Source organism: Shinella sp. (assembly GCF_052438155.1).
In the GTDB taxonomy this organism is placed as follows: Bacteria; Pseudomonadota; Alphaproteobacteria; order Rhizobiales; family Rhizobiaceae; genus Shinella.
Genome location: NZ_JBQVPI010000036.1, coordinates 20709 through 41267, shown reverse-complemented (window position 1 = coordinate 41267; position 20559 = coordinate 20709). Strand labels below are relative to the sequence as shown.

Here is a 20559-nt window from a genome sequence, read left to right as displayed (position 1 = left end):
GTTCTGCTCGCTGCCTGGTGCGAGCCTGAAAGAATAACGCGATGATTGCCATGAACGTTGACAGGACGCATGCCTTGCCGGCGAATGCTGCTTAGCCGCTCCGGTAGAACGCGGCATAAGATGAGAGTCCCATGTTGAAATTGAACAAACCGCGCAGTGCGGGGCCTTACCCTGACAGGGACATTGCTTGCCAGGAAGCTCTCGAACCAGTCTTCCTTGAGCTTGCAACGGAGTTGACGCCAGAGGACGTCGCGGAGACCGCTGGCGGCAAACTGCCGCCAGTTTTGCTGGGCCTGACAAGACGCGCCGAAGCGGCCGGGTGGACGCAGGAAGAAGCGGAAGTGGCGATCAGCGAGCTGGCGCAGAACCTCTTGGATGACATGGCGTCAATGTAGCTCGGCACGCGCAGCAAATGACGGCGCTATGATCCAAGCGCATCTGCCCAAAAAATGCTCCCCGCTGATTTAATCTGCCCGCCCAAAAACCTCCGGCGGGGCTGGAATCATTACCGGCAGAGATGAGCATCGTGCAACACCGCTTCGCCCTCGCTTCGGCCCATCAGCCGGATCGACCGCCAATGGGCTGACGTGATCACAGCCGGATCTGGACGTCCGCTCCGCCAACCTTGATCGCATCGACTGCAGAGCCTTCCGGCGCGAGGCTCGCGCGCTGCAATGACTGGCACATCCGCTGATTCTCCACTCAATCAGCAAACGGCGTCCGCTCAAACAGCAGAAAATATGAGCCGGAACCGATTCCCAGCCGAAATTGACAATGCTTGATCAACACATGCCTTCCCATTTCGTTATGTTTATATAAATATAACGAAATGGATTTAACCGCGGAAGGAAAGCACCTTCGCGGTTTGGCGGTTCAAGACGGTTTTCGTTTGCGGACGCCCTGCTGGAGAACGATATGCGTGGAGAAATCCGGGTCACCGTCGCGCTGATCCTCCGGGACAATGGCGACACACTCCTCGTTCGAAAGCGGGGCATGCCGGTCTACTTGCAAAGCGGCGGGAAGATCGAGGGTGCCGAAACGCCGAAGGCGACACTTGCCCGGAAACTCCACGAGGAACTTGGCCTGAAGATCTCGCCTTCACGCATGACGCCCTTCGGCTGCTTCGAGGCGGACGCGGCGAACGTGCCGGACCACCTGGTCGTGGCCCACGTCTTCCGGATCCAGCTACACGATGAGATCATCACGCCGGCGGTCGAAATAGAAGAGGCGATCTGGGTACCGCTCCAGGAAGCCCCGGCACTGCCGCTCGCGCCCCTGACACGCGATCACATCCTCACTCTCTACTGGCAAATGCGTTTCGGCATGGACCTTCAGCAAAGCGTGGCGACAACGGCCGCGTAAGCGCGGGTTCGCCAGCAACATATCTACAGATCGGAACTCCCATGCCCACATTGCCCCGTCTCAGATCCCACGGCGCCCCCCTCCCGCCTTTTGCAACGCGGCCGGATGGCAGTGCACCCAGGATCGGTGCACACCGGCTACGTACCTGGGATATTCCGTCCACGTTCCACTGCTCGATCGTCGGGACTTGCCTGACGACAGGCGAGCTTCGCCAGGCCCTCCTCAAGGCCGGCCAGGACGATGCGCGCCTGGCGACGGACCATACCCTGCACGGCCGCGGCGTCCGCCTCGCCGGCCAGCGGGATCAGGCGGCCAAGCTCCTCAACAAGGCGCTCGACAAGCGCCACGAGAGTAGCGTCAAGCGCATTCCCCGCCAGGCGGACGAGGAGGAGCTTCGCGCCATCTGGCGGGAATCCTTCGACCGCGGCGACATTGCCGGCCCCTACTGGGCACTGATGAGCAGTCCGGCAAGCCCGGCGGCCCTGCTCCGCGATATCTTCGGCGAAGTCCACATGCTGTCCCACCTCGTTGGCAGCGCCAGCCGTCTCGATATCGCCCGGCTGACCCGGTTGGAAAAGGAACTCGAACAGGCCCGGGACAGAACCGCCCGGCAGGAGACGCGCCTAAAGGCGGCCGCCGAGGAGCGCATCGGCTTGCAAAGGCGCCTCCGGCAGGTCGAGGAACGGGCCATCCAGGCGGAGGCGGTCGTAGCATTATCCACGCCGCGAGCATGTATCGAAGCCGGCCAATCCGGCAGCGCAAAGGCGGGGGCGAGCCGCGACGATGCCATTTCACATCACCTCGCCGCTTCAGAGGAGAAATGCGGCGCCCTGCAACGCGAACTGGAACAGTTGCGGGATCTCAATCACGCGGTCCTGCGGGAGAATGAGGCCCTCGAAGCGGCGATTGCTGCGCATCTCAAGGCAGGCCTCAACCACACACCTGCGCACCTTGACGGGCCGGTGCTTTATGTCGGCGGGCGCCGCAATCTCTTCGACCATCTGCGGGCTTGCGCGGAAGACCGCAAGGTCGGCCTCCTCCTTCATGATGGCGGCATGGAAGACAGCACGACGCTTTTGCCTGCGCTCGTCGGACAGGCAGCGACGATCCTTTTTCCGGTCGACCACATCAGCCACACCGCCGTCGGCCTGGTGAAACGCCTGTGCCGCGAGCAGGGCAAACAGTACCTGCCACTGCGCTCAGCCGGGCTTGCGAGCTTCCTCGCCGCCATCACCGGTGCTGGCGGCGCCTACGGCAGACCATAGAACGTCAAAGGATGGCATGCTGCCTCGACATCGCCGATATGCCAGGCAGCTCGTTGACGACGTTCGATGCGGATCGGCGATACCCGAGGATATCCGCCTCTTTCTGGAAAGTCCCGGGCATGGGCTGACCCCTTGCAGTCTCGGCCTGAAACGCATTGGCGCTGGCGCTTGCCTCGGCGCACAATTGCCCCAAAACCGTCCCGCGGCACCTCAAACACTCTGGACATGACCAGTTAACTTGACTAGTTAACTCATGAAATCATCGCGCCGATGCTTCCTCACAAGACACCAGCGCGCCAGCCAAGGGAACGCTCCATGTCCTGCCGCCTCAAGCCATTGCCAAAATTGGTGTTTTCGCTTTTTCTTCTCCTGCCTGGCGCCCTCCATGCCGAGAGTTCGTTTGTCGATCACCGGGGTAAGACGATCACCTTCGCAAAGCCGCCGGAGCGCGTCGTCACGATCGTCCGGTCCGCGCCGATCATCTACCGCTCGATCGATGCCAAGGCGGACAATATCGCAGGCATGAACAAGGATTCGCTGGTGCGTTACTTCGCCAAGGGCATCTATGCGGAAATGCTGCCGGAAATGGCGAAGATCGAGGCCAGCGCCGCCCAGGACGGCTTCGTGCCGAATGTCGAGGCGATCCTAGCGCAGAAGCCGGACGCAGTGATCCAGTGGGCCCATGACGAAAAGCTCATCGAGCCGCTGGAGCGCGTCGGCCTCACGGTCGTCGGCTGGCAGTGCTGCACGGAGCAGGACCGGCTCGACTACCTCACCCTGACCGGCTACATGACGGGTCGCAACGACCGCGCCCAGGCGATCCTGAAGGCACAGACCGACACGTTGAAGACACTCGACGGCAAGGTCGCGAAGCTCGATACGTCCGCCCTTCCCAAGGTGCTTCACATCGACAAGGTGGCTGACCAGATCCAGGTTATCGCCAACGGCTCGCAGAACCTCGCGCTCAGCGGCGTCAGCAATCCGGCGGCCGACAATACCGGCGAATGGTGGCGCACCGTCGATTTTGAACAGCTGCTCGTCTGGAACCCCGACATCATCGTCATCCCGGCCTATGCCGACGACCTCAACCCCAAGGATTTCTTCGACAATCCAGTTCTGTCGAGCCTGAAGGCGGTCAAGGACAAGCGCGTCTACAAGCAGCCGGTCTTCGCCCGCACGCCCGATGCGCCGGAAATCTTCCTGACCTCTGAATGGTTGGCGGCCATTGCCCACGGCGCCGACTACGCACCGGAGTTCAGGAAGCAGATCGCTGGCGTCTATGAGCTGCTCTACGGTGCCAAGCTGACGGACGATCAGGTCAAGGCCATCCTCGAATCCGAAAGCAACGCGCCGGCGGACAAGTATGTCGACCTCTTCGGCTAAGGCGCAGCAAACGGGCTGGGCCGGCCGGAAACTGGCTTCGGTTTCCGTCCTGCCGGCCCTCATCTGTCTGCTGGTCGTCGTCGTCCTCTATTCGGTGACGATCGGGCGTTATGACCTGTCGGTACAAGACGTCGCCTATATCCTGATCGACAATATCCATCCGCTGGTCATTCCCTATTGGGACCCGGTGCTCGAAGTCGTCGTCGAACAGGTCCGTCTGCCGCGCATCATGGTGGCCATCATCGTCGGCTTCGGCCTCTCCGTTTCAGGCGCCGCCCTTCAGGGGCTGTTTCGCAATCCGCTGGTGGATCCAGGCATCATCGGCGTGACGTCCGGCGCCGGCTTCGGCGGGACCCTTGCGATCCTGCTCGGATTGCAGGGCTATATCCTGTTGGCCATGGCGTTCGTCTTCGGCATCGGCAGCGTGTTTCTCGTCAAACTGCTGTCGACCGTTCGGGGTCGCACGAGCATGCTGACGCTGGTTCTGGCGGGTGTGGTCATATCGGCCTTCTTTTCGGCTGCGATCTCCATTGCCAAGCTGCTGGCCGATCCTTTCCAGAAGCTGCCCGCCATCACCTACTGGCTGATGGGTAGCATAGCCTCCAGCAACTATCTGGATGTGCTACTGGTCGCCGTGGCGGTGGTGCCCTCGGCCGTAGCCATTTATCTTCTGCGCTTCCAGATCAACATCCTGTCGCTCGGTGAGGAGAAGGCACGCGCGCTCGGCACCCGGGTCGTACTGGTGCAATGGATCATCCTGATCGCCTCTGCGCTCATCTCGGCGGGCGTGGTCGCGACCTCGGGCATCATCGGCTGGGTCGGCCTCGTCATTCCGCATGTCGCCCGCGCGCTCGTCGGCGCCGATCACCAGCGGCTGCTGCCGGTATCCGGTGTTCTCGGCGCGATCTACCTGCTGATGGTCGACAATCTGGCGCGCACCGTGACAACCGCTGAAATCCCGCTTGGCATCATCACCGCGCTGATCGGCGTTCCCGTCTTTGCAGTAGTCCTGCGCCGCCTGCATGCGAAGGGAGGATGGTCCAGTGATTGAGGCAAACGATCTCATCATCGAGCGCGGCGGCAGGACCATCCTGCAGGGCTACAGCCTGAGCCTCGCGCGTGGACGGACCTTGGCCGTGCTCGGTGCCAACGGGGTCGGCAAGACCACCCTTATCAACACCCTGATCGGCGTCATAAAGCCGAAGTCCGGGCGGCTTCGGATCGGCGGGCAGGTAGGCTTCGTGCCACAGCTGTTTGAAGTGCCGTTTTCCTATTCCGCGCTCGACATCGTCCTGATGGGACGAGGCCGTCACCTCGGCCTGTTCGGCGCGCCTGGACGGCGGGACTACGAGATTGTGCGGCACTACTTCCGCATGCTCGCCATCGAGGATCTGGAGCCACAGGCCTTCAATTCGCTGAGCGGCGGCCAGCGACAGCTCGTGATGATCGCGCAGGCGCTCGCATCGGAATGCGAGTTGCTGGTGCTCGATGAGCCCTGCGCGGCGCTCGACTATAAGAACCAGAACAAGGTTCTGAGCTTGCTGGAGCACCTGCGCGAAGCTCACGACATGACGATCGTCTTTTCCACACATATGCCGCAGCACGCGGTGGAGATCGCCAGCGATGTTCTACTGATGTCGAGCGAAAGCAGCTATGTCTGCGGACCGACAGCCGACGCACTAAGCGCCGAAAACCTGACGGTCCTCTACGACCTGCCGGTCGCGCGTGCGGATTTCGCCGGGTTGGCCAAGCATACCTACGCCCCGGTGTTCCGTCACGATAGAGTAAATCACGATGGCTGACGCAACCATGACCGGGAAAGGCATCGCCTATATCCACTGGGGTAACAGCTGGCAGCTCAGAAGTTTCCAGGATTTCCGGCACTACATCGATGACCTCATCTATATCCACGACCTGCCGAAGGTCGATCTGTCCGTCTACGCGGCCGTGATCATGCCGGATGCCATGGATGCGGAGGCGCCGCTTGCCCATGCGCAGCAGCTGAACGCCTATCTGCAGGGCGGTGGTTTTCTCGTCGTCTGCCTGCAAGGCCATGCCGACTGGCTCGACATTCCGGGGTTGGCGTGGACGCCCGGAAACTGCCGCGACTGGCTGTGGTGGACAAAAGGCGAAAAGCTGGAGGTCAGGCTTTCCGAGCCGCACCACCCGATCACCGAAAGCATGCCGCTGTCACATATGAGCTGGCATTGGGGCGGCTCCTACAACGTTCCGGCCGGCGCGCGCTCCATCGTCGAGATCGAGGATGGCGTCGGCAGCCTGTTCCTCGACTTTCCGTCGCTGCCGGGCGGTGGACGGCTGATGCTGGCGACGCTCGACCCGCACTCGCATAACGGCCAGCGTTTCATGCCGGCGACCACGCGCTTTTTGCAATCCTTCTATCCCTGGCTGAACCGCGAACTCGGCATCGAGCGGCCGGCGAGAAACCGCTTCACCTACCTGCAATGCTCGCATGTAGCCTCGGAGTGGCACCCCGAATGGATCGAGGAAAGCCTCAGGCAGCGGGGATTCGAACCCCGATTCGCACCACTCTATGAACTTGGTCCCGAGCTTTTGGGAACGACGGACACGCTCTACATACCCAGTAGTCATGACGAATTCTTCCTGAAGCGCCGGGCTGCGGATCTTCTCGCGTTTCTGGAATGGGGTGGAAACCTCATCATCTGCGCGGAACCATGCCAGCCGTGGCTGCCCTTCATGGCGCCGTTCCACGCCGTTTCGCCGCGCCCCTTCACCAACATCAAGGTTCGTGTTCGCGAGGACCGGTTCGGGATCTTCAGCGACCTTGGAGAGGATTTCGACGGCTGGCAGGGAGTTTTCGGCCAGTATGCCCGCGGATGGAGCGATCCACCTCCCGGAGCGATCTGGCTGACCGATGTCGGCTCTGCGACAGACCCGAAACCGGCGGACTGGATCTGGCAGTATCCGACGGTGACCGGCCGAGGCGGCTACGTCTTCATGCACAACGGCGACAACATGACCCGCTATCCGGACCACGGCCCGAACAAGGAGGCACTCGTCGCCAATGTCGCCGTCGCGCTTCGAAGGCTTACGCTCGGCGAACTGCTGTTCTAAAGCATGTCGCGCTAAAGTGTGCTTCGGCTTTGCGCCAACGACATGCGAAAGATCAAGGACCAAAAGCGCGAGGAAAGAATCTGAAAGATCACGACGCGTTTTAGGTCGGATCGAAGCGATCGCCACTCCAGAATCATCAGAACCGTCAACTTTGATGTAAAAATCCTGAAAACAGGAATTCCATCATCGGAAGCGCTCGATCTGCAGTTCCAACTGCCACCAATCTTTTTTCAGGAAAGACAACCCGCAGAGTGCAAAAGCGCTACGGCTGTTCGCGCATGCCCGGCGTCGCCTCACGCTGGTCGGCATCTTCAAGATCAGTCTTCACCAGGAATACATCGTTGTGCTGGCGGGCGGCTTCGCGGAGTGCTGCGAGGTTTGGGACATCGTCGCCTTCGATCTCGCCTTCACCCTGGTCGATTTCGCGTTCGGCCTGATACCAGTGGTCGTCGGGCTTGCCGTCCGGCTGGCCTTCCTGCAGCCAGAGTGCGTGGGCGCGTTTGCGGATTTTCTCGTTGCGATCGTCGGTCATAGACGTGCTCCCTTCCATTCCTGCAACAAACGACTGGCGGGGTGAGATGTTCCGCCACCCCGTCCTTCGCCTGTCGGCCATCATATCCCCGCTTGCACAGTTCGGGAACCGCGAATAAGCATGGCCTGCCGGGCGTCTCAGGCTAGAACGCACGCTTTGTCGGGGGACATCATGAGCTTTACGGAAACGACGACCACCTCCTGGTTCTCCAGGCTGAAGGGCGCGCTGATCAAGATCGTGATCGGCTTCATTCTTCTCATTGCCTGCATCTGGCTTCTCTTCTGGAACGAGGGCCGCTCGGTAAAGACCTATCGCGCGCTCGTCGAGGGCGCGGGGCTGGTCGTCTCGGTCGAGAATGGCAGCGTCGACCCAGGCAACGACGGCAAGCTGGTGCATATTTCGGGGCCGGTGAAGCCGGTCGGCGTGCCGGAAGACGACGTGCTCGGTATTTCGGCTGAAGGCGCGGCCGGTCTCGAGCGCATCGTCGAGATGTACCAGTGGGTGGAGACCTCGAAGTCGGAGACGCGCAAGCAGCTCGGCGGCAGCGAGGAAACCGTCACCACCTATTCCTACCAAAAGGAATGGAAGCAAAGCGAAATCAACTCCAGCAATTTCCGCCAGTCGGGCCATGACAATCCGCAAAAGCCGATCGACGATGCGAGCTTCCCGGTCGCTTCCGCGACCATCGGTGCCTTCAGCATCGATGGTCGCGCGGTCGCCCGTCTCGGCGAGGAGCGGCCTGTGCCGCTGACCGCCATCGAAGCGAACCGGATGGGCGAGGCCGTGACGCTCGGCAAGCCCGTTTCGACGATCGCCGGCCAGGCCATCTTCTCCTTCAATCCCGAGGACCCGCAGATCGGCGACATCCGCATCCGCTTCGAGCGCTCCGACATTGCCGAGGCAAGTTTCGTCGGCGCCCAGCGCGGCAGCGGGATTACGCCTTACAAGACGACGAACGGGCGCGATCTGTTCCTCAGCGATGCAGGCCTCGTCGATGCGGCCGCAATGTTCGATGCGGCGCAGAGCGAGAACGCGCTGATCACCTGGCTCGTGCGCGCCGGCGGCCTCATCGGCATCTTCGTCGGCTTCGCCTTCATCCTGTCGATCCTGGGCGTGATTGCCGACGTCATCCCCTTCCTCGGCTCGATCGTCAACTTCGGCACGTCGGCGATTGCCCTCATCCTCACCTTGCTGATCGGCCCGGCGGTCATCGCCATTGCCTGGATCGCCTATCGTCCGTTCATTGCCATAGCGGTTCTCGCCATCGGCATTGCGCTTGCGGCAGGCATCCTCTATCTGCGGCGCGGCAAGGCGGCAGCACCGGCGCTTGGACGGGCCTGACGTTGACGGCGGCATGATAACGAACAGCGGGTAACGCGTGTCCTACTACGCCTCGAAGATCTTCTGGCTCGCGGCCCAGCCACTCTCGCTCGCACTGCTGCTTCTCGTCTTTGGCTTGCTGGTCGGGCTTTTGAAGTGGAACCGCCTTCGGACAGGGGCGAGCGTCACTGCCGCGCTCATCCTCTTCCTGACGCTCTTCACCACGACCGGCTCGGTGCTGCTGCAGGTGCTGGAGGATCGCATTCCGCGGGCGGAGCTGCCGGCCGGCGGGCCGGGCTGCGTCATCATGCTTGGCGGCGGCGTGGAGGCGGAGGTGATCGCGGCCCGTGGCGGCTTCGAGATGAACCAGGCCGGCGACCGCTTCATCGAGACCCTACGTCTCGCCCGGGAGTTCCCGGCAGCGCGCATCCTGATTTCCGGTGGCGACGGCTCGTTCAGCGGCAGCTATGAGGGTGACGCGGTTGTCGCGACGCGCTTCTTCGAGGCCTTCGGCGTGCCCGCCGACCGGTTGATCCGCGAGACGGACTCACGCACCACCTTCGAGAATGTCGAAAACACCAAGGCGCTTCTCACGGAGAACGGCCTTGACCGTTGCCTGCTGGTGACCTCAGCCTTCCATATGCCGCGCTCGGTCGGCCTTTTCCGCAAATTCGGGCTCGATGTTCTGCCCTGGCCGACGGATTTTCGCACGACGGGCCGGGCCAGTCTCGCGCTCGACTTCACCCAGCCGTCGACCAACAGCCAGTTGACGACGACGGCGCTCAGGGAGTGGACGGGGCTGCTGCTCTATTATTTTGCGGGTCGCACGCACGCGCTCTTCCCGGAATAGGCCTATTTTTTGGAAATCGTGTCGAACTGGGCGCCGCGCACGCGGATCGTCATGACGCAGTATTCCGAATCGTCACGTCCACAGCTTGCGGCATTGGCTTTCAATTCCAGCACCTTGTTGCCGTAGCGCTGTTTCATCTCGTAGCCGTAGAGGTCGGCGTTGGCCGCAAGGAAATAGCCGCCCTCGGCGACCTGGATGTAGAATTCGTGCGGGCAGCCGACATTGCCACAGAGGCCGCCGGGCACGCCATCGCAATTGACCGCGCCGAGATTGAAGATCGCGTCGACAAGCCTGTCATTGTTGAAATCGACGTTTTCGGCGAAATCCTCGCCGTAGATCGCCGTCTTGCAGCGCTTGGCGACTTCGGCCTTCACGACCGCCTGCGCATCGGGAAAGATTTCTGCCGCGCGGGCTGGCAGGATGGTGGAAACGAGCGCGGCGGAGAGGAGCGCAAGGATTCTGATGCGGATGGCCATCTCTCAAACCTTTCCATGGCAGACGATTCGGTCATTATGCGGACGAGCCGGCGCGCTGCCTGATTCTACCCGGACCTGTGGGCGCGCACTCTAGCGCGGCAAAGCTGTCGCGAGGCTTGGGCTGCGAAAAGCTCACAAGGAGGGGAAGCGTGCCGATCCTGGAATTGCTCGATTATACGGGCGTCGCCGTCTTTGCCGCCACTGGTGCGCTTTCCGCCTCGCGCAAACAACTCGATATCATTGGCTTCCTGTTCCTGGCCGCGGCGACCGGCATCGGCGGCGGCACGTTCCGCGATGTCATCCTCGCAGCTCCCGTGTTCTGGGTGGTGAAACCGACCTATCTCATCGTCTGCGTGGTCGTCGCGCTTCTGGTCTTCGTGCTCGCTCACCGCATCGAGTCACGTTACCGCCTGCTGCTCTGGCTCGATGCGATGGGCGTCTCCGCCTATTGTGTCATGGGGGCTGCGAAAGGCCTTGCCGCGACCGGATCGCCGACCGTCGCGATCACCACCGGGGTGCTGACGGCGAGCTGTGGCGGGATCATACGGGACTTGCTGGCCGGAGAACCATCGGTGCTGCTGCGTCCCGAAGTCTACGTCACGGCTGCGCTGATTGGTGCGGCGGCCTTCACGGCGGCGAGCGCGGCGGGCGTGCCGCTCTGGATCGCGTCGGCTATCGGCATCGCCGCCGCCTTCATCGTGCGCGGTGGGGCCCTGCGATTCGGCTGGCGCTTTCCGGTCTACCGGCCGCGGCCGGGGCGGCATCCGGATGATGTGATGTAAAGGAAGGGCTCTCAGCCCTTGCGCGGGCGCAGGCGGATGATCACATCGACATGCGCGATTTCCATGCCTTCCGGCGGCTCCGGCAGATTGCCGATTGCGATGCTGCTTACCGGAATGTCGAGCACGCGGTTCTCGCCCTCGACGAAGAAGTGGTGGTGGTCGGAAACATTGGTGTCGAAATAGGTCTTCGAGCTTTCCACCGCCAGCACGCGGATCATGCCCGCTTCGGTGAACTGGTGCAGCGTGTTGTAGACGGTTGCAAGCGAGACCGGGACGCCGGCGGTGACGGCCTCCTCGTGCAGTTCCTCGACCGTCAGATGACGGTCGCCCTTGGCGAACAGCAGGTCGGCGAGTGCCACGCGCTGGCGCGTCGGGCGCAGGCCGCAGTGGCGCAAGCGCTCTTCGATGGGCATCTCGTGTGTATGCGTCATGGGTGACGGATCCGCTTGTCTGGCCTTGAACAACAATGTTGACGTTTCGATATAACTTTAGCAGCGCCGGGATTCAATAGGATTGCGGCACTTGAATGGCGTGCAACATGCGGAAAACCGGGCTCTTTGCTTTCAGCGCACCACTTTGCACTGGCTGTAACGGCAAGCATCATGTATGCGGACTGCTGAAATAACGTCTCGCTCGAAACGGGTGAGACGACAAAAAGGGGAGGACCGGGTGCTTCAATTCGTGCCGCACCTTCTCTAAATCTAACGCTTACAAAGCGTATTCAGACCGGGGATGAGACATTCGATGACGACCAGGCAATCCAGCTACAACTATGAGGAAATTCTGCGCTGCGGCCGCGGTGAGCTGTTCGGCCCCGGCAATGCCCAGCTTCCTCTGCCGCCCATGCTGATGGTCCACCGCATCACCGACATTTCCGAAACCGGCGGCGCCTTCGACAAGGGCTATATCCGCGCCGAATACGACGTGCGCCCCGACGACTGGTATTTTCCCTGTCATTTCCAGGGCAACCCGATCATGCCGGGCTGCCTCGGCCTCGACGGCATGTGGCAGCTGACCGGCTTCTTCCTCGGCTGGCTGGGTGAGCCCGGCCGCGGCATGGCGCTGTCCACCGGCGAAGTGAAATTCAAGGGCATGATCCGCCCGGAAACAAAACTCCTCGAATATGGCATCGACTTCAAACGTGTCATGCGCGGGCGCCTCGTGCTCGGCACGGCGGACGGCTGGCTGAAGGCCGACGGCGAGACTATCTATCAGGCGACCGACCTGCGGGTTGGCTTGTCGAAGGACAAGGCAGCCTAAGGCGGCGATGGCCGCCGGAAGCCTGAAGGTGGCGCCATGCCGCCTTCACAATGAGACGTTCTAGAAAAGGTCAGGAATCATGAGACGGGTTGTTGTCACGGGTCTGGGGATCGTATCCTCCATCGGGAACAATGCTGACGAAGTGACGCAGTCGCTGCGCGATGCGCGCTCCGGCATCAGCTTCAGCCAGGATTTCGCGGACCACGGCTTCAAGTGCCAGGTCTGGGGCGCGCCGAACATCGACACGAGCGAACTCGTCGATCGTCGCGCGGCCCGCTTCCTCTCGCAGGGCGGTTCGTGGAACCACGTCGCCATGAAGCAGGCGATCGCCGATTCCGGCCTGGAGGAGGCGAGCTATTCCGCCAATCCGCGCACCGGCATCATCATGGGCTCGGGCGGCCCCTCCACCCGCACGCTGATCGAAGCGGCCGAGATCACGCTGAAGAACAATTCGCCGAAGCGCATCGGCCCGTTTGCCGTGCCGAAGGCGATGTCCTCCACGGCATCCGCGACGCTCGCCACCTGGTTCAAGATTCACGGCGTCAACTATTCGATCTCGTCGGCCTGCTCGACCTCGGCGCACTGCATCGGCAATGCCGCGGAAATGATCCAGTGGGGCAAGCAGGACATCATGTTCGCCGGCGGCCACGAGGATCTCGACTGGACGATGTCGAACCTCTTCGACGCCATGGGCGCCATGTCTTCCAAGTACAACGAGACGCCGTCGACCGCTTCGCGCGCCTATGACGTCAGCCGTGACGGTTTCGTCATCGCCGGCGGTGCTGGCGTCCTGGTTCTCGAAGAGCTGGAACATGCCAAGGCCCGCGGCGCCAAGATCTACGCCGAAATCGTCGGCTACGGCGCGACCTCTGACGGCTATGACATGGTCGCCCCGTCGGGCGAAGGCGCTGCGCGCTGCATGCGTCAGGCGCTCGCCACCGTGAAGGGCGAGGTCGATTACATCAATACGCACGGCACCTCGACGCCCGTCGGCGATTCGAAGGAAATCGGCGCCATCCGCGAAGTGTTCGGCGACAAGATCCCGCACATCCAGTCGACCAAATCGCTCACCGGCCATTCGCTGGGTGCTGCCGGCGTGCAGGAATCGATCTATGGCCTGCTGATGATGCAGGCCGGCTTCATCGGCGAAAGCGCCCACATCACCGAACTGGACCCGGAATTCGACGGTGTGCCGATCGTTCGCAAGCGCATCGACAATGCCAAGATCGACACGGTTCTCTCCAACTCGTTCGGCTTCGGCGGCACCAACGCCACGCTGGTCTTCCAGCGCCATAACGGATGACGGGCATGACGGGGATCATGAACGGCAAGCGCGGCCTCATCATGGGGGTCGCGAACAACCATTCTATTGCCTGGGGCATCGCCCAGAAGCTCGCGGCTCAGGGTGCGGAACTTGCCTTCACCTATCAGGGCGAAGCTCTCGGCAAGCGCGTGAAGCCGCTTGCCGCCGAGCTTGGATCCGATTTCGTCATTCCCTGCGACGTCGAGGATATCGCATCGGTCGATGCCACGATCGAAGCGATCAAGGAGAAGTGGGGCAAGCTCGATTTCGTCGTGCACGCCATCGGCTTTTCCGACAAGAGCGAGCTGAAAGGCCTCTACGCCGACACCTCGCGCGACAATTTCTCGCGCACGATGGTCATCTCCTGCTTCTCGTTTACGGAGATCGCCAAGCGCGCGGCAGACCTGATGACCGACGGCGGCGCGATGCTGACGCTGACCTATGGCGGCTCGGTGCGCATCATGCCGAACTACAACGTCATGGGCGTTGCCAAGGCGGCGCTGGAAGCTTCCGTGCGCTACCTCGCTGGCGACTACGGTCCGCAAGGTATCCGCGTCAACGCGATTTCGGCAGGCCCGATCCGCACACTGGCCGGCGCCGGCATTTCCGACGCCCGCGCCATGCTCTCCTGGCAGCAGAAGAACGCACCGCTACGCCGCACCGTGACCATCGAGGACGTCGGCAATTCGGCGCTATACCTGCTCTCCGACCTGTCGAGCGGCGTTACCGGCGAGATCCACTATGTGGATTCCGGCTACAATATCACTTCCATGCCGACACTGGAGCGCCTGGCTAAGGCCGACAGCGAATAGGAATTGCGCGCGCGAAGCCGAAACGCTTCGCGCCATTTCCTTCCGCGCTCAAAGCGCCATCAGCACGACGACGAGCAGAATCAGGGCGGCGAGAATGCTGAGGAACAGCGTGCGGACACGGCTGTTCATTTCCGGCTTTATGCCGGCAGTGCTGCGCCGCAAAAAGGCGAGCGGCACCTCGGAGGTCGGCGTATGCCCCTCCCCTTCCTTCACATCCTTGGCGATGACTTCCGCCACATCTTCCGTGATCGGCGGTCTTGCTGGTCCAAAAGCCATTACGGGTCTCCTGAACGGGAACAGTTCGGCGATGGTGGACCTCTTTCGGTGAAATGGCAATCGGCTCCTATTCGAGCACGACCGGTACGAGGGAAAGCACCAGCAGCAGCGCCATAGCCTGATTGAAGCGTTTCAGGCTGCGCTCGCTTTTGATGAAGCGTGACGCTCCTACGCCGACCCAGGTCCAGGCCACGGTGCTGGCAACGGTCGCACCGCCGAAGATGGCGGCGAAGGCGGTGGGAACGGAGAGATCTCCGGCACTGCCACTGCCATAGGTCACAACCGCGCCTGCCACCATCACCCAGAGCTTCGGATTGACGAGCTGCAGCAGCGCGCCCTCGATGAAGGTGAATGGCCGTTGTCTGCCGCTCTGCGCAATGAACCCAGCGGGTGCCGCATTGGCGATGCGCCAGGCCAGCCAGAGAAGATAGGCGACGCCCAGCCATTTCAGCACGAGATGGACCCTGGCATCGGAGACGATCGATCCACCCGCCGCCGCAACAATGAAGATTATGACGGAGACGCCGATGCCCATGCCGGTCGCGACGGGAAGTGTGCGACGAAAACCGTAATTCGCCCCGGACGCGGTGACCATCGTGTTGTTCGGCCCCGGCGTGCCCGCCATGGCGAAGGCAAAGCCCGTTGCTGCCAGAACCCAAGCCCAATCCATGTCGCTCTCCTCATCTAAACCGGGACAGCCTAGCCAACCACCGGCGCAACGGGGTTGCCAAGATGCCAGCCTTGGGAAAGAGTTTGGCATTCGATACCGATGACTGGCTTGAACGATCGTGAGGATTCCAATGCAGCTCGACGACATAGACCGCCGCATTCTTCGCGAACTCCAGCAGGACGGCCGGATGCAGAATATCGAGCTGGCAAGACGCGTCGGGCTGTCACCCTCGCCCTGCCTGCGCCGGGTCAAGCTGCTGGAGGATGCTGGCGTTATCAGCCGCTATGTCGCGGTCGTCGATCAGGCGAAGGTGGGCCTGCAGCTTTCCATGTTCGCCCGCGTCTCGCTGACCGCGCAGGATGCCGAGACGATCGACCAGTTCATCGCGGCAATGAAGCGGCTGCCGGAGGTGGTGGAGTGTTACATCATGCTCGGCGAGAGCGACGCACTGCTGCGCGTCGTCGTCTCGGATCTCGCCGACTATCGCCGCTTTCAGGCGGCGAACCTCACTCGCAGGAACGGCATCCAGACCGTCAAGACGGACGTACCGAGCGAGACGATCAAGCAGACCTTTGCGCTGCCGCTGTGAGCATTTGCAGCCGCGTGGGCATCCACGCGGCGTCGTAGAAATGCGGCTGGGGAAAGCCTAAAGCGCGTCGCGATCTTTCAGATTCGCTCCTTGCGCTTTAGCTCCTTGATTTTTCGAATGTCGTTTTCGCAAAACCGCTACGCACTTTTGCGCGACATGCTTTAGCGCTTGCCCCACAGCACCTTGAAGCGCGCATTGCGGCAGACTTCGCCGCTTTCCTTGAAGGCTTCCTTGAGCACCGGCTCGTAGGGCAGGCCGCGATTGGCAACCATCAGCAGGCGGCCGCCGGACTTGAGCGCCTTCGCCGCCGCTTGGATCATCGCGCCACCCAGGCCGTGATCGGTCGCCTGGCCTTCATGGAAGGGCGGGTTCATGACGATGAGGTCGTAATGATCGCGCGGCGTCTCCGTCGTCAGGTCGAACCAGTAGAAACGGGCCGGAATGTTCGGGCAGTTCTCCGCCATGTTCTCCTTGGCGGCTTCCAGCGCATCGTAATGCGCCTCGAACAGATCGATGCCCTTCACCTGCGGCGCGCGGGAACCGAGCATCACAGAGAGGTAGCCCCAGCCGGCGCCGAAATCGGCGGCATGACCATGGAAATCTTCCGGAATGCGGGTCGCGAGCAGTTCGGAGCCGTCGTCGATGCGGTCATGCGAGAACATGCCGGGAGCGGCGGTGAAGCGGCCAACGATGCGCACCGGCTTTGCCGCAAGCTTGGCAATCGCCTCAGCCGGGTCTTCCGGACGCGCGAACCAGATAGCAAGGCCGTGATACTTCGGCATGTAGTCGCCGGTGAGACCCAACTGGTCCAGGCGCTTGCGCATGGACTGGACGCCGTCTTCCTTGCCGCCGGCAACGACGATGATGCCGCCCGTGCGCACGCGGCGCAGCGCCTCGGCAATGCGGTTCTCGTTCTCGCCCTTGTGCTTGTTGATCAGGATGAGCGCGCCATCATAATCCTCGCCCTCAACGACCGGCTTGACCGGCACGCGCACGGCCTCGAGCCCGCGGTACAGCGAACGCAGCGGCTGCACGGCATCGAGCGTCGCCGCAAAACCTTCCGGCGGGCGCTGGCCGGCCTCTGCGCCGAGGAAGAGGTAACGTTCGTCCTCGCCCGGCATGCCGAGCGTGCCGGAGGCAAAGGGATGGAACAGGGTTTTCAGGGCGTCGCGGGTCATGGTGGGCTTTCGGCGGGGAAGCAATTCCAGCAAAAGTGTGAAGCGGTTTTGCGTCCGGGATTGCGAAAAAACAAGGGTCGATCAAAGAAAAGGGGCGCGGAACGTGCCGCTCCGCGCCCCCTCGATGCGTAAGGGTAGGGTTACTCGGCGGCTTCGCCGTCGCCCTTCTTGTCGGCAGCGACTTCCTTGCCGGTCGCCTGGTCGACGACCTTCATGGAGAGGCGAACCTTACCGCGCTCGTCGAAGCCCATCAGCTTGACCCAGACCTTGTCGCCTTCCTTGACGACGTCAGAGGTCTTGGCAACGCGCTCCTGAGCGAGCTGCGAGATGTGCACGAGGCCGTCGCGCGGGCCGAAGAAGTTGACGAAGGCGCCGAAGTCGGCGGTCTTGACGACCGTGCCTTCGTAGATCATGCCGACTTCCGGTTCAGCGACGATCGAGTGGATCCACTTGCGGGCCGCTTCGATTTCCTTGCCGGAGGAGGACGCGATCTTGATCGTGCCGTCGTCTTCGATGTTGATCTTGGCGCCGGTCTTTTCGACGATTTCGCGGATGACCTTGCCGCCCGTGCCGATGACTTCACGGATCTTGTCGACCGGGATGTTCATGACTTCGATGCGCGGTGCGAATTCGCCGAGCTGCGAGCGGCCTTCGGTGATGGCATTGGCCATCTCGCCGAGGATGTGCTTGCGGCCGCCCTGCGCCTGGCTGAGCGCGACCTTCATGATCTCTTCGGTGATACCGGCGATCTTGATGTCCATCTGCAGCGAGGTGATGCCGTCAGCGGTGCCGGCAACCTTGAAGTCCATGTCGCCGAGGTGGTCTTCGTCGCCGAGGATGTCGGAGAGAACCGCAAAGCGCTCGCCTTCGAGGATGAGGCCCATGGCGATACCGGCAACCGGCTTTGCCAGCGGAACGCCGGCATCCATCAGGGCAAGCGAGGTGCCGCAAACCGTGGCCATCGAGGACGAACCGTTCGACTCGGTGATCTCGGAAACGACGCGCAGCGTGTAGGGGAACTGTTCCGCCGTCGGCAGCATCGGGCGGATAGCGCGCCAGGCGAGCTTGCCGTGGCCGATTTCGCGGCGGCCCGGGGAGCCCATGCGACCCGTTTCACCGACCGAGTAGGGCGGGAAGTTGTAGTGCAGCAGGAAGCGTTCCTTGTACATGCCGGTCAGGCTGTCGACATACTGCTCGTCTTCGCCGGTGCCGAGCGTGGCAACGACGATCGCCTGCGTTTCACCGCGGGTGAACAGGGCCGAGCCGTGGGTACGCGGCAGGATACCGACTTCCGACACGATCGCACGAACGGTGTCCAGATCGCGACCGTCGATGCGGCTCTTGGTGTCGAGGATGTTCCAGCGAACGATCTTGGCCTGCAGGTGCTTGAACACCGCGCCGATGACTTCATTCGTGTACTTCGGCTCAGCGCCTTCCGGGAAGAAGTGTGCCTTCACCTTGGCCTTGACGGCGTCGACGGCAGCGTAGCGCTCAGCCTTCTGGGTGTTCTTGTAGGCAACACGAAGTTCGGCTTCGGCAATGCCGAGCATTTCGGCTTCAAGCGCGGAATGATCTTCCGGGTTGAAATCGCGCGGTTCCTTGGCGGCAACTTCGGCGAGCTTGATGATCGCGTCGATGACCGGCTGGAAGCCCTTGTGGCCGAACATGACGGCGCCGAGCATGACGTCTTCGTTCAGTTCCTTGGCTTCGGATTCGACCATCAGGACGGCGTCCTGCGTGCCGGCAACGACGAGGTCGAGAACGGACTCGGTCATCTCGTCGAGATGCGGGTTCAGGACATATTCGCCATTGATGTAGCCGACGCGTGCGCCGCCGACCGGGCCCATGAAGGGAATGCCGGAAATCGTGAGGGCTGCCGAAGCGGCGACCATCGACAGGACGTCGGGATCGTTTTCGAGGTCATGCTGGATGACGGTGACGACAACCTGCGTGTCGTTCTTGTAGCCTTCCGGGAAGAGCGGGCGGATCGGACGGTCGATCAGGCGGGAAACCAGCGTTTCCTTTTCCGACGGACGGCCTTCGCGCTTGAAGTAGCCACCCGGGATCTTGCCGGCGGCGTAGGTCTTTTCCTGGTAGTTGACGGTGAGCGGGAAGAAATCCTGGCCCGGCTTCGGCGACTTGGCGGAAACGACGGTGGCGAGAACAACGGTTTCGCCGTAGGTCGCGAGAACGGCGCCGTCAGCCTGACGGGCGATCTTGCCGGTTTCCAGCTTGAGCGGGCGGCCGGCCCATTCGATTTCAACCGTATGGGTATCGAACATGTGTGATCCTTCTTGGCGGATACGCGCACCGCCGCCGTAGGGCGCAGGTGGTCTATCCGCTTTCATGACGCATCATGGGCAAGACAACGGGAAGCTTCCGAGGGTGGCTCGCGATCTCTGCGGGCGAAGGCTTTTTGAGCCCGGCCGACGACAGGCGCGCGCCTGAAGCATCCTGCAATCCTGCCCCATGACAGGTCATCGGTTGGTTCCGCAGGACCGGCGCATCCGGCCTGCTGGAGAATCCCGTTTCACGAGGCGGTCGCAACCGGCACAGGCAAAACGATCTGGCGGAATTCTCTTCCGCGAAAGAAAGCGGCGGGCGCTCACGAAGAACGCCCGCCGGAATTGTTTAGCGGCGAATGCCCAGGGCAGCAATCAGCTTGCTGTAACGGGATTCGTTCTTCTTCTTGAGGTAGTCAAGAAGCGAGCGACGGGTGGAGACCATGGTCAGAAGGCCACGACGGGAGTGGTTGTCCTTCTTGTGGTCCTTGAAGTGGCCGGTCAGGTTGTTGATGCGCTCGGTCAGGATCGCAACCTGGATTTCCGGGGAACCGGTGTCGCCTTCGACAGTTGCGTATTCTTTCATCAGCGCAGCCTTGCGCTCAGCAGTAATCGACATCGTGTGTCCTTTCAGGAATGGAGAACGAGGACGCCAAAAGCCGGGATGTCGTCCAGCGATGGCCGTGAAGGCAAGGAAGCGTAAGCTCCCATTGCTGGCGGTGCCTATAAACCATTCCCTTATGAAAGGGAAGGGCCCTCATTGCAGGCCTCTCCTGCGGGCCTAGCGCTGCTCCGCCGGCTGGCTCGGTGCGGCCTCGCGCGTATCGCCGGCCTGCTTGCAGACGACGTAGGCGCCGAAGATCCAGCCGAGCCGCTCTCCCTGCCGCGCGACGAAAAGCCAGTGTTTCGTGCCAATCCGCATCTCGTCGACAACCTCGACGGCCGTGCCGTTGGCCAGCGTCATCAGGATCGTCCCGTTCGGTGCGGAACGCACGTTGAGCGCCGTGCCGGTCGGGTCGTCCACGAGGCACTGGCCGTTTCCGGCAGCGAAAGCCGAAGGGAAGGCAAAGGCGACGGAAAGGCAGGCCGACACGGCAAGCATACGCAGAAAGGACGTCATGAAATG

At 62.1% G+C, this 20559-nt stretch carries 23 protein-coding genes; 14 read left to right on the top strand and 9 right to left on the bottom strand.

The window, feature by feature from the left end:
* Positions 1 to 131: 131 nt before the first annotated feature.
* From ACT6VE_RS31075 to ACT6VE_RS31045, 7 genes are all read left to right on the top strand, one after another.
* Entirely contained in the window at positions 132 to 395 is a 264-nt protein-coding gene (locus ACT6VE_RS31075) for a hypothetical protein (protein WP_444802106.1), read from the top strand.
* A 520-nt stretch (positions 396 to 915) separates the two neighbouring features.
* Positions 916 to 1362: an NUDIX hydrolase gene (locus tag ACT6VE_RS31070; RefSeq protein ID WP_444802105.1), complete on the top strand. Its 447-nt coding sequence runs from the start codon at positions 916 to 918 to the stop codon at positions 1360 to 1362.
* A gap of 41 nt (positions 1363 to 1403) precedes the next feature.
* The gene (locus ACT6VE_RS31065; RefSeq protein ID WP_444802104.1) at positions 1404 to 2627 is read left to right on the top strand and encodes a DUF2325 domain-containing protein; all 1224 of its coding nucleotides are present in this window, start codon (positions 1404 to 1406) and stop codon (positions 2625 to 2627) included.
* Between the two features lie 315 nt (positions 2628 to 2942).
* Positions 2943 to 4010 carry an ABC transporter substrate-binding protein gene (locus ACT6VE_RS31060; RefSeq protein WP_444802103.1) on the top strand — a complete coding sequence of 356 codons (1068 nt, stop codon included), beginning with the start codon at positions 2943 to 2945 and terminating at the stop codon, positions 4008 to 4010.
* Positions 3991 to 5061, top strand: a complete 1071-nt coding sequence (locus ACT6VE_RS31055) for a FecCD family ABC transporter permease (protein ID WP_444802102.1) — start codon at positions 3991 to 3993, stop codon at positions 5059 to 5061. The genes ACT6VE_RS31060 and ACT6VE_RS31055 overlap by 20 nt, the downstream gene beginning before the upstream one ends.
* Positions 5054 to 5812 carry an ABC transporter ATP-binding protein gene (locus ACT6VE_RS31050; RefSeq protein WP_444802101.1) on the top strand — a complete coding sequence of 253 codons (759 nt, stop codon included), beginning with the start codon at positions 5054 to 5056 and terminating at the stop codon, positions 5810 to 5812. Before ACT6VE_RS31055 ends, ACT6VE_RS31050 begins: the two co-directional genes overlap by 8 nt.
* Complete coding sequence (locus ACT6VE_RS31045; protein WP_444802100.1) at positions 5805 to 7103, top strand: hypothetical protein; 1299 nt, start codon at positions 5805 to 5807, stop codon at positions 7101 to 7103. Before ACT6VE_RS31050 ends, ACT6VE_RS31045 begins: the two co-directional genes overlap by 8 nt.
* A gap of 262 nt (positions 7104 to 7365) precedes the next feature.
* On the opposite strand, the gene ACT6VE_RS31040 is transcribed toward ACT6VE_RS31045, so the two are convergent.
* The gene (locus ACT6VE_RS31040) at positions 7366 to 7635 is read right to left on the bottom strand and encodes a DUF2934 domain-containing protein (RefSeq protein WP_444802099.1); all 270 of its coding nucleotides are present in this window, start codon (positions 7633 to 7635) and stop codon (positions 7366 to 7368) included.
* Between the two features lie 171 nt (positions 7636 to 7806).
* Here ACT6VE_RS31040 and ACT6VE_RS31035 point away from each other — a divergent pair, with 171 nt between their 5' ends.
* Together ACT6VE_RS31035 and ACT6VE_RS31030 are read left to right on the top strand one after the other, a co-directional pair.
* Positions 7807 to 8976 (top strand): TMEM43 family protein, encoded by a 1170-nt coding sequence (locus tag ACT6VE_RS31035; protein WP_444802098.1) that lies wholly within the window; start codon positions 7807 to 7809, stop codon positions 8974 to 8976.
* Between the two features lie 37 nt (positions 8977 to 9013).
* Complete coding sequence (locus ACT6VE_RS31030; RefSeq protein WP_444802097.1) at positions 9014 to 9805, top strand: YdcF family protein; 792 nt, start codon at positions 9014 to 9016, stop codon at positions 9803 to 9805.
* Between the two features lie 2 nt (positions 9806 to 9807).
* Here ACT6VE_RS31030 and ACT6VE_RS31025 read toward each other — a convergent pair whose 3' ends face one another.
* On the bottom strand, positions 9808 to 10281 hold the full coding sequence (locus ACT6VE_RS31025; protein ID WP_444802096.1) for a hypothetical protein: 474 nt from the start codon (positions 10279 to 10281) through the stop codon (positions 9808 to 9810).
* A 149-nt stretch (positions 10282 to 10430) separates the two neighbouring features.
* On the opposite strand from ACT6VE_RS31025, the gene ACT6VE_RS31020 reads away from it, so the two are divergent.
* Positions 10431 to 11063 carry a trimeric intracellular cation channel family protein gene (locus ACT6VE_RS31020; RefSeq protein ID WP_444802095.1) on the top strand — a complete coding sequence of 211 codons (633 nt, stop codon included), beginning with the start codon at positions 10431 to 10433 and terminating at the stop codon, positions 11061 to 11063.
* An 11-nt stretch (positions 11064 to 11074) separates the two neighbouring features.
* On the opposite strand, the gene irrA is transcribed toward ACT6VE_RS31020, so the two are convergent.
* The gene (irrA, locus tag ACT6VE_RS31015) at positions 11075 to 11494 is read right to left on the bottom strand and encodes an iron response transcriptional regulator IrrA (protein ID WP_444802094.1); all 420 of its coding nucleotides are present in this window, start codon (positions 11492 to 11494) and stop codon (positions 11075 to 11077) included.
* A 313-nt stretch (positions 11495 to 11807) separates the two neighbouring features.
* On the opposite strand from irrA, the gene fabA reads away from it, so the two are divergent.
* From fabA to fabI, 3 genes are all read left to right on the top strand, one after another.
* On the top strand, positions 11808 to 12323 hold the full coding sequence (gene fabA / locus ACT6VE_RS31010; RefSeq protein WP_444802093.1) for a 3-hydroxyacyl-[acyl-carrier-protein] dehydratase FabA: 516 nt from the start codon (positions 11808 to 11810) through the stop codon (positions 12321 to 12323).
* A 79-nt stretch (positions 12324 to 12402) separates the two neighbouring features.
* Positions 12403 to 13626, top strand: a complete 1224-nt coding sequence (gene fabB / locus ACT6VE_RS31005; RefSeq protein WP_444802092.1) for a beta-ketoacyl-ACP synthase I — start codon at positions 12403 to 12405, stop codon at positions 13624 to 13626.
* Between the two features lie 5 nt (positions 13627 to 13631).
* Entirely contained in the window at positions 13632 to 14438 is an 807-nt protein-coding gene (fabI, locus tag ACT6VE_RS31000; RefSeq protein WP_444802091.1) for an enoyl-ACP reductase FabI, read from the top strand.
* Positions 14439 to 14486: 48 nt separating this feature from the next.
* Here fabI and ACT6VE_RS30995 read toward each other — a convergent pair whose 3' ends face one another.
* Complete coding sequence (locus ACT6VE_RS30995) at positions 14487 to 14714, bottom strand: hypothetical protein (protein WP_444802090.1); 228 nt, start codon at positions 14712 to 14714, stop codon at positions 14487 to 14489.
* Positions 14715 to 14781: 67 nt separating this feature from the next.
* Complete coding sequence (locus tag ACT6VE_RS30990) at positions 14782 to 15384, bottom strand: LysE family translocator (protein ID WP_444802089.1); 603 nt, start codon at positions 15382 to 15384, stop codon at positions 14782 to 14784.
* Positions 15385 to 15514: 130 nt separating this feature from the next.
* On the opposite strand from ACT6VE_RS30990, the gene ACT6VE_RS30985 reads away from it, so the two are divergent.
* Entirely contained in the window at positions 15515 to 15973 is a 459-nt protein-coding gene (locus ACT6VE_RS30985) for an Lrp/AsnC family transcriptional regulator (protein ID WP_444802088.1), read from the top strand.
* A gap of 161 nt (positions 15974 to 16134) precedes the next feature.
* Here ACT6VE_RS30985 and ACT6VE_RS30980 read toward each other — a convergent pair whose 3' ends face one another.
* The 4 genes from ACT6VE_RS30980 to ACT6VE_RS30965 form a co-directional block, all read right to left on the bottom strand.
* On the bottom strand, positions 16135 to 17151 hold the full coding sequence (locus ACT6VE_RS30980) for a class I SAM-dependent methyltransferase (protein WP_444802087.1): 1017 nt from the start codon (positions 17149 to 17151) through the stop codon (positions 16135 to 16137).
* Between the two features lie 140 nt (positions 17152 to 17291).
* On the bottom strand, positions 17292 to 19433 hold the full coding sequence (gene pnp, locus ACT6VE_RS30975) for a polyribonucleotide nucleotidyltransferase (RefSeq protein WP_444802086.1): 2142 nt from the start codon (positions 19431 to 19433) through the stop codon (positions 17292 to 17294).
* A 349-nt stretch (positions 19434 to 19782) separates the two neighbouring features.
* The gene (gene rpsO, locus ACT6VE_RS30970) at positions 19783 to 20052 is read right to left on the bottom strand and encodes a 30S ribosomal protein S15 (protein ID WP_069060022.1); all 270 of its coding nucleotides are present in this window, start codon (positions 20050 to 20052) and stop codon (positions 19783 to 19785) included.
* A gap of 162 nt (positions 20053 to 20214) precedes the next feature.
* Positions 20215 to 20553, bottom strand: a complete 339-nt coding sequence (locus tag ACT6VE_RS30965) for an SH3 domain-containing protein (protein ID WP_444802085.1) — start codon at positions 20551 to 20553, stop codon at positions 20215 to 20217.
* Positions 20554 to 20559: the final 6 nt, after the last annotated feature.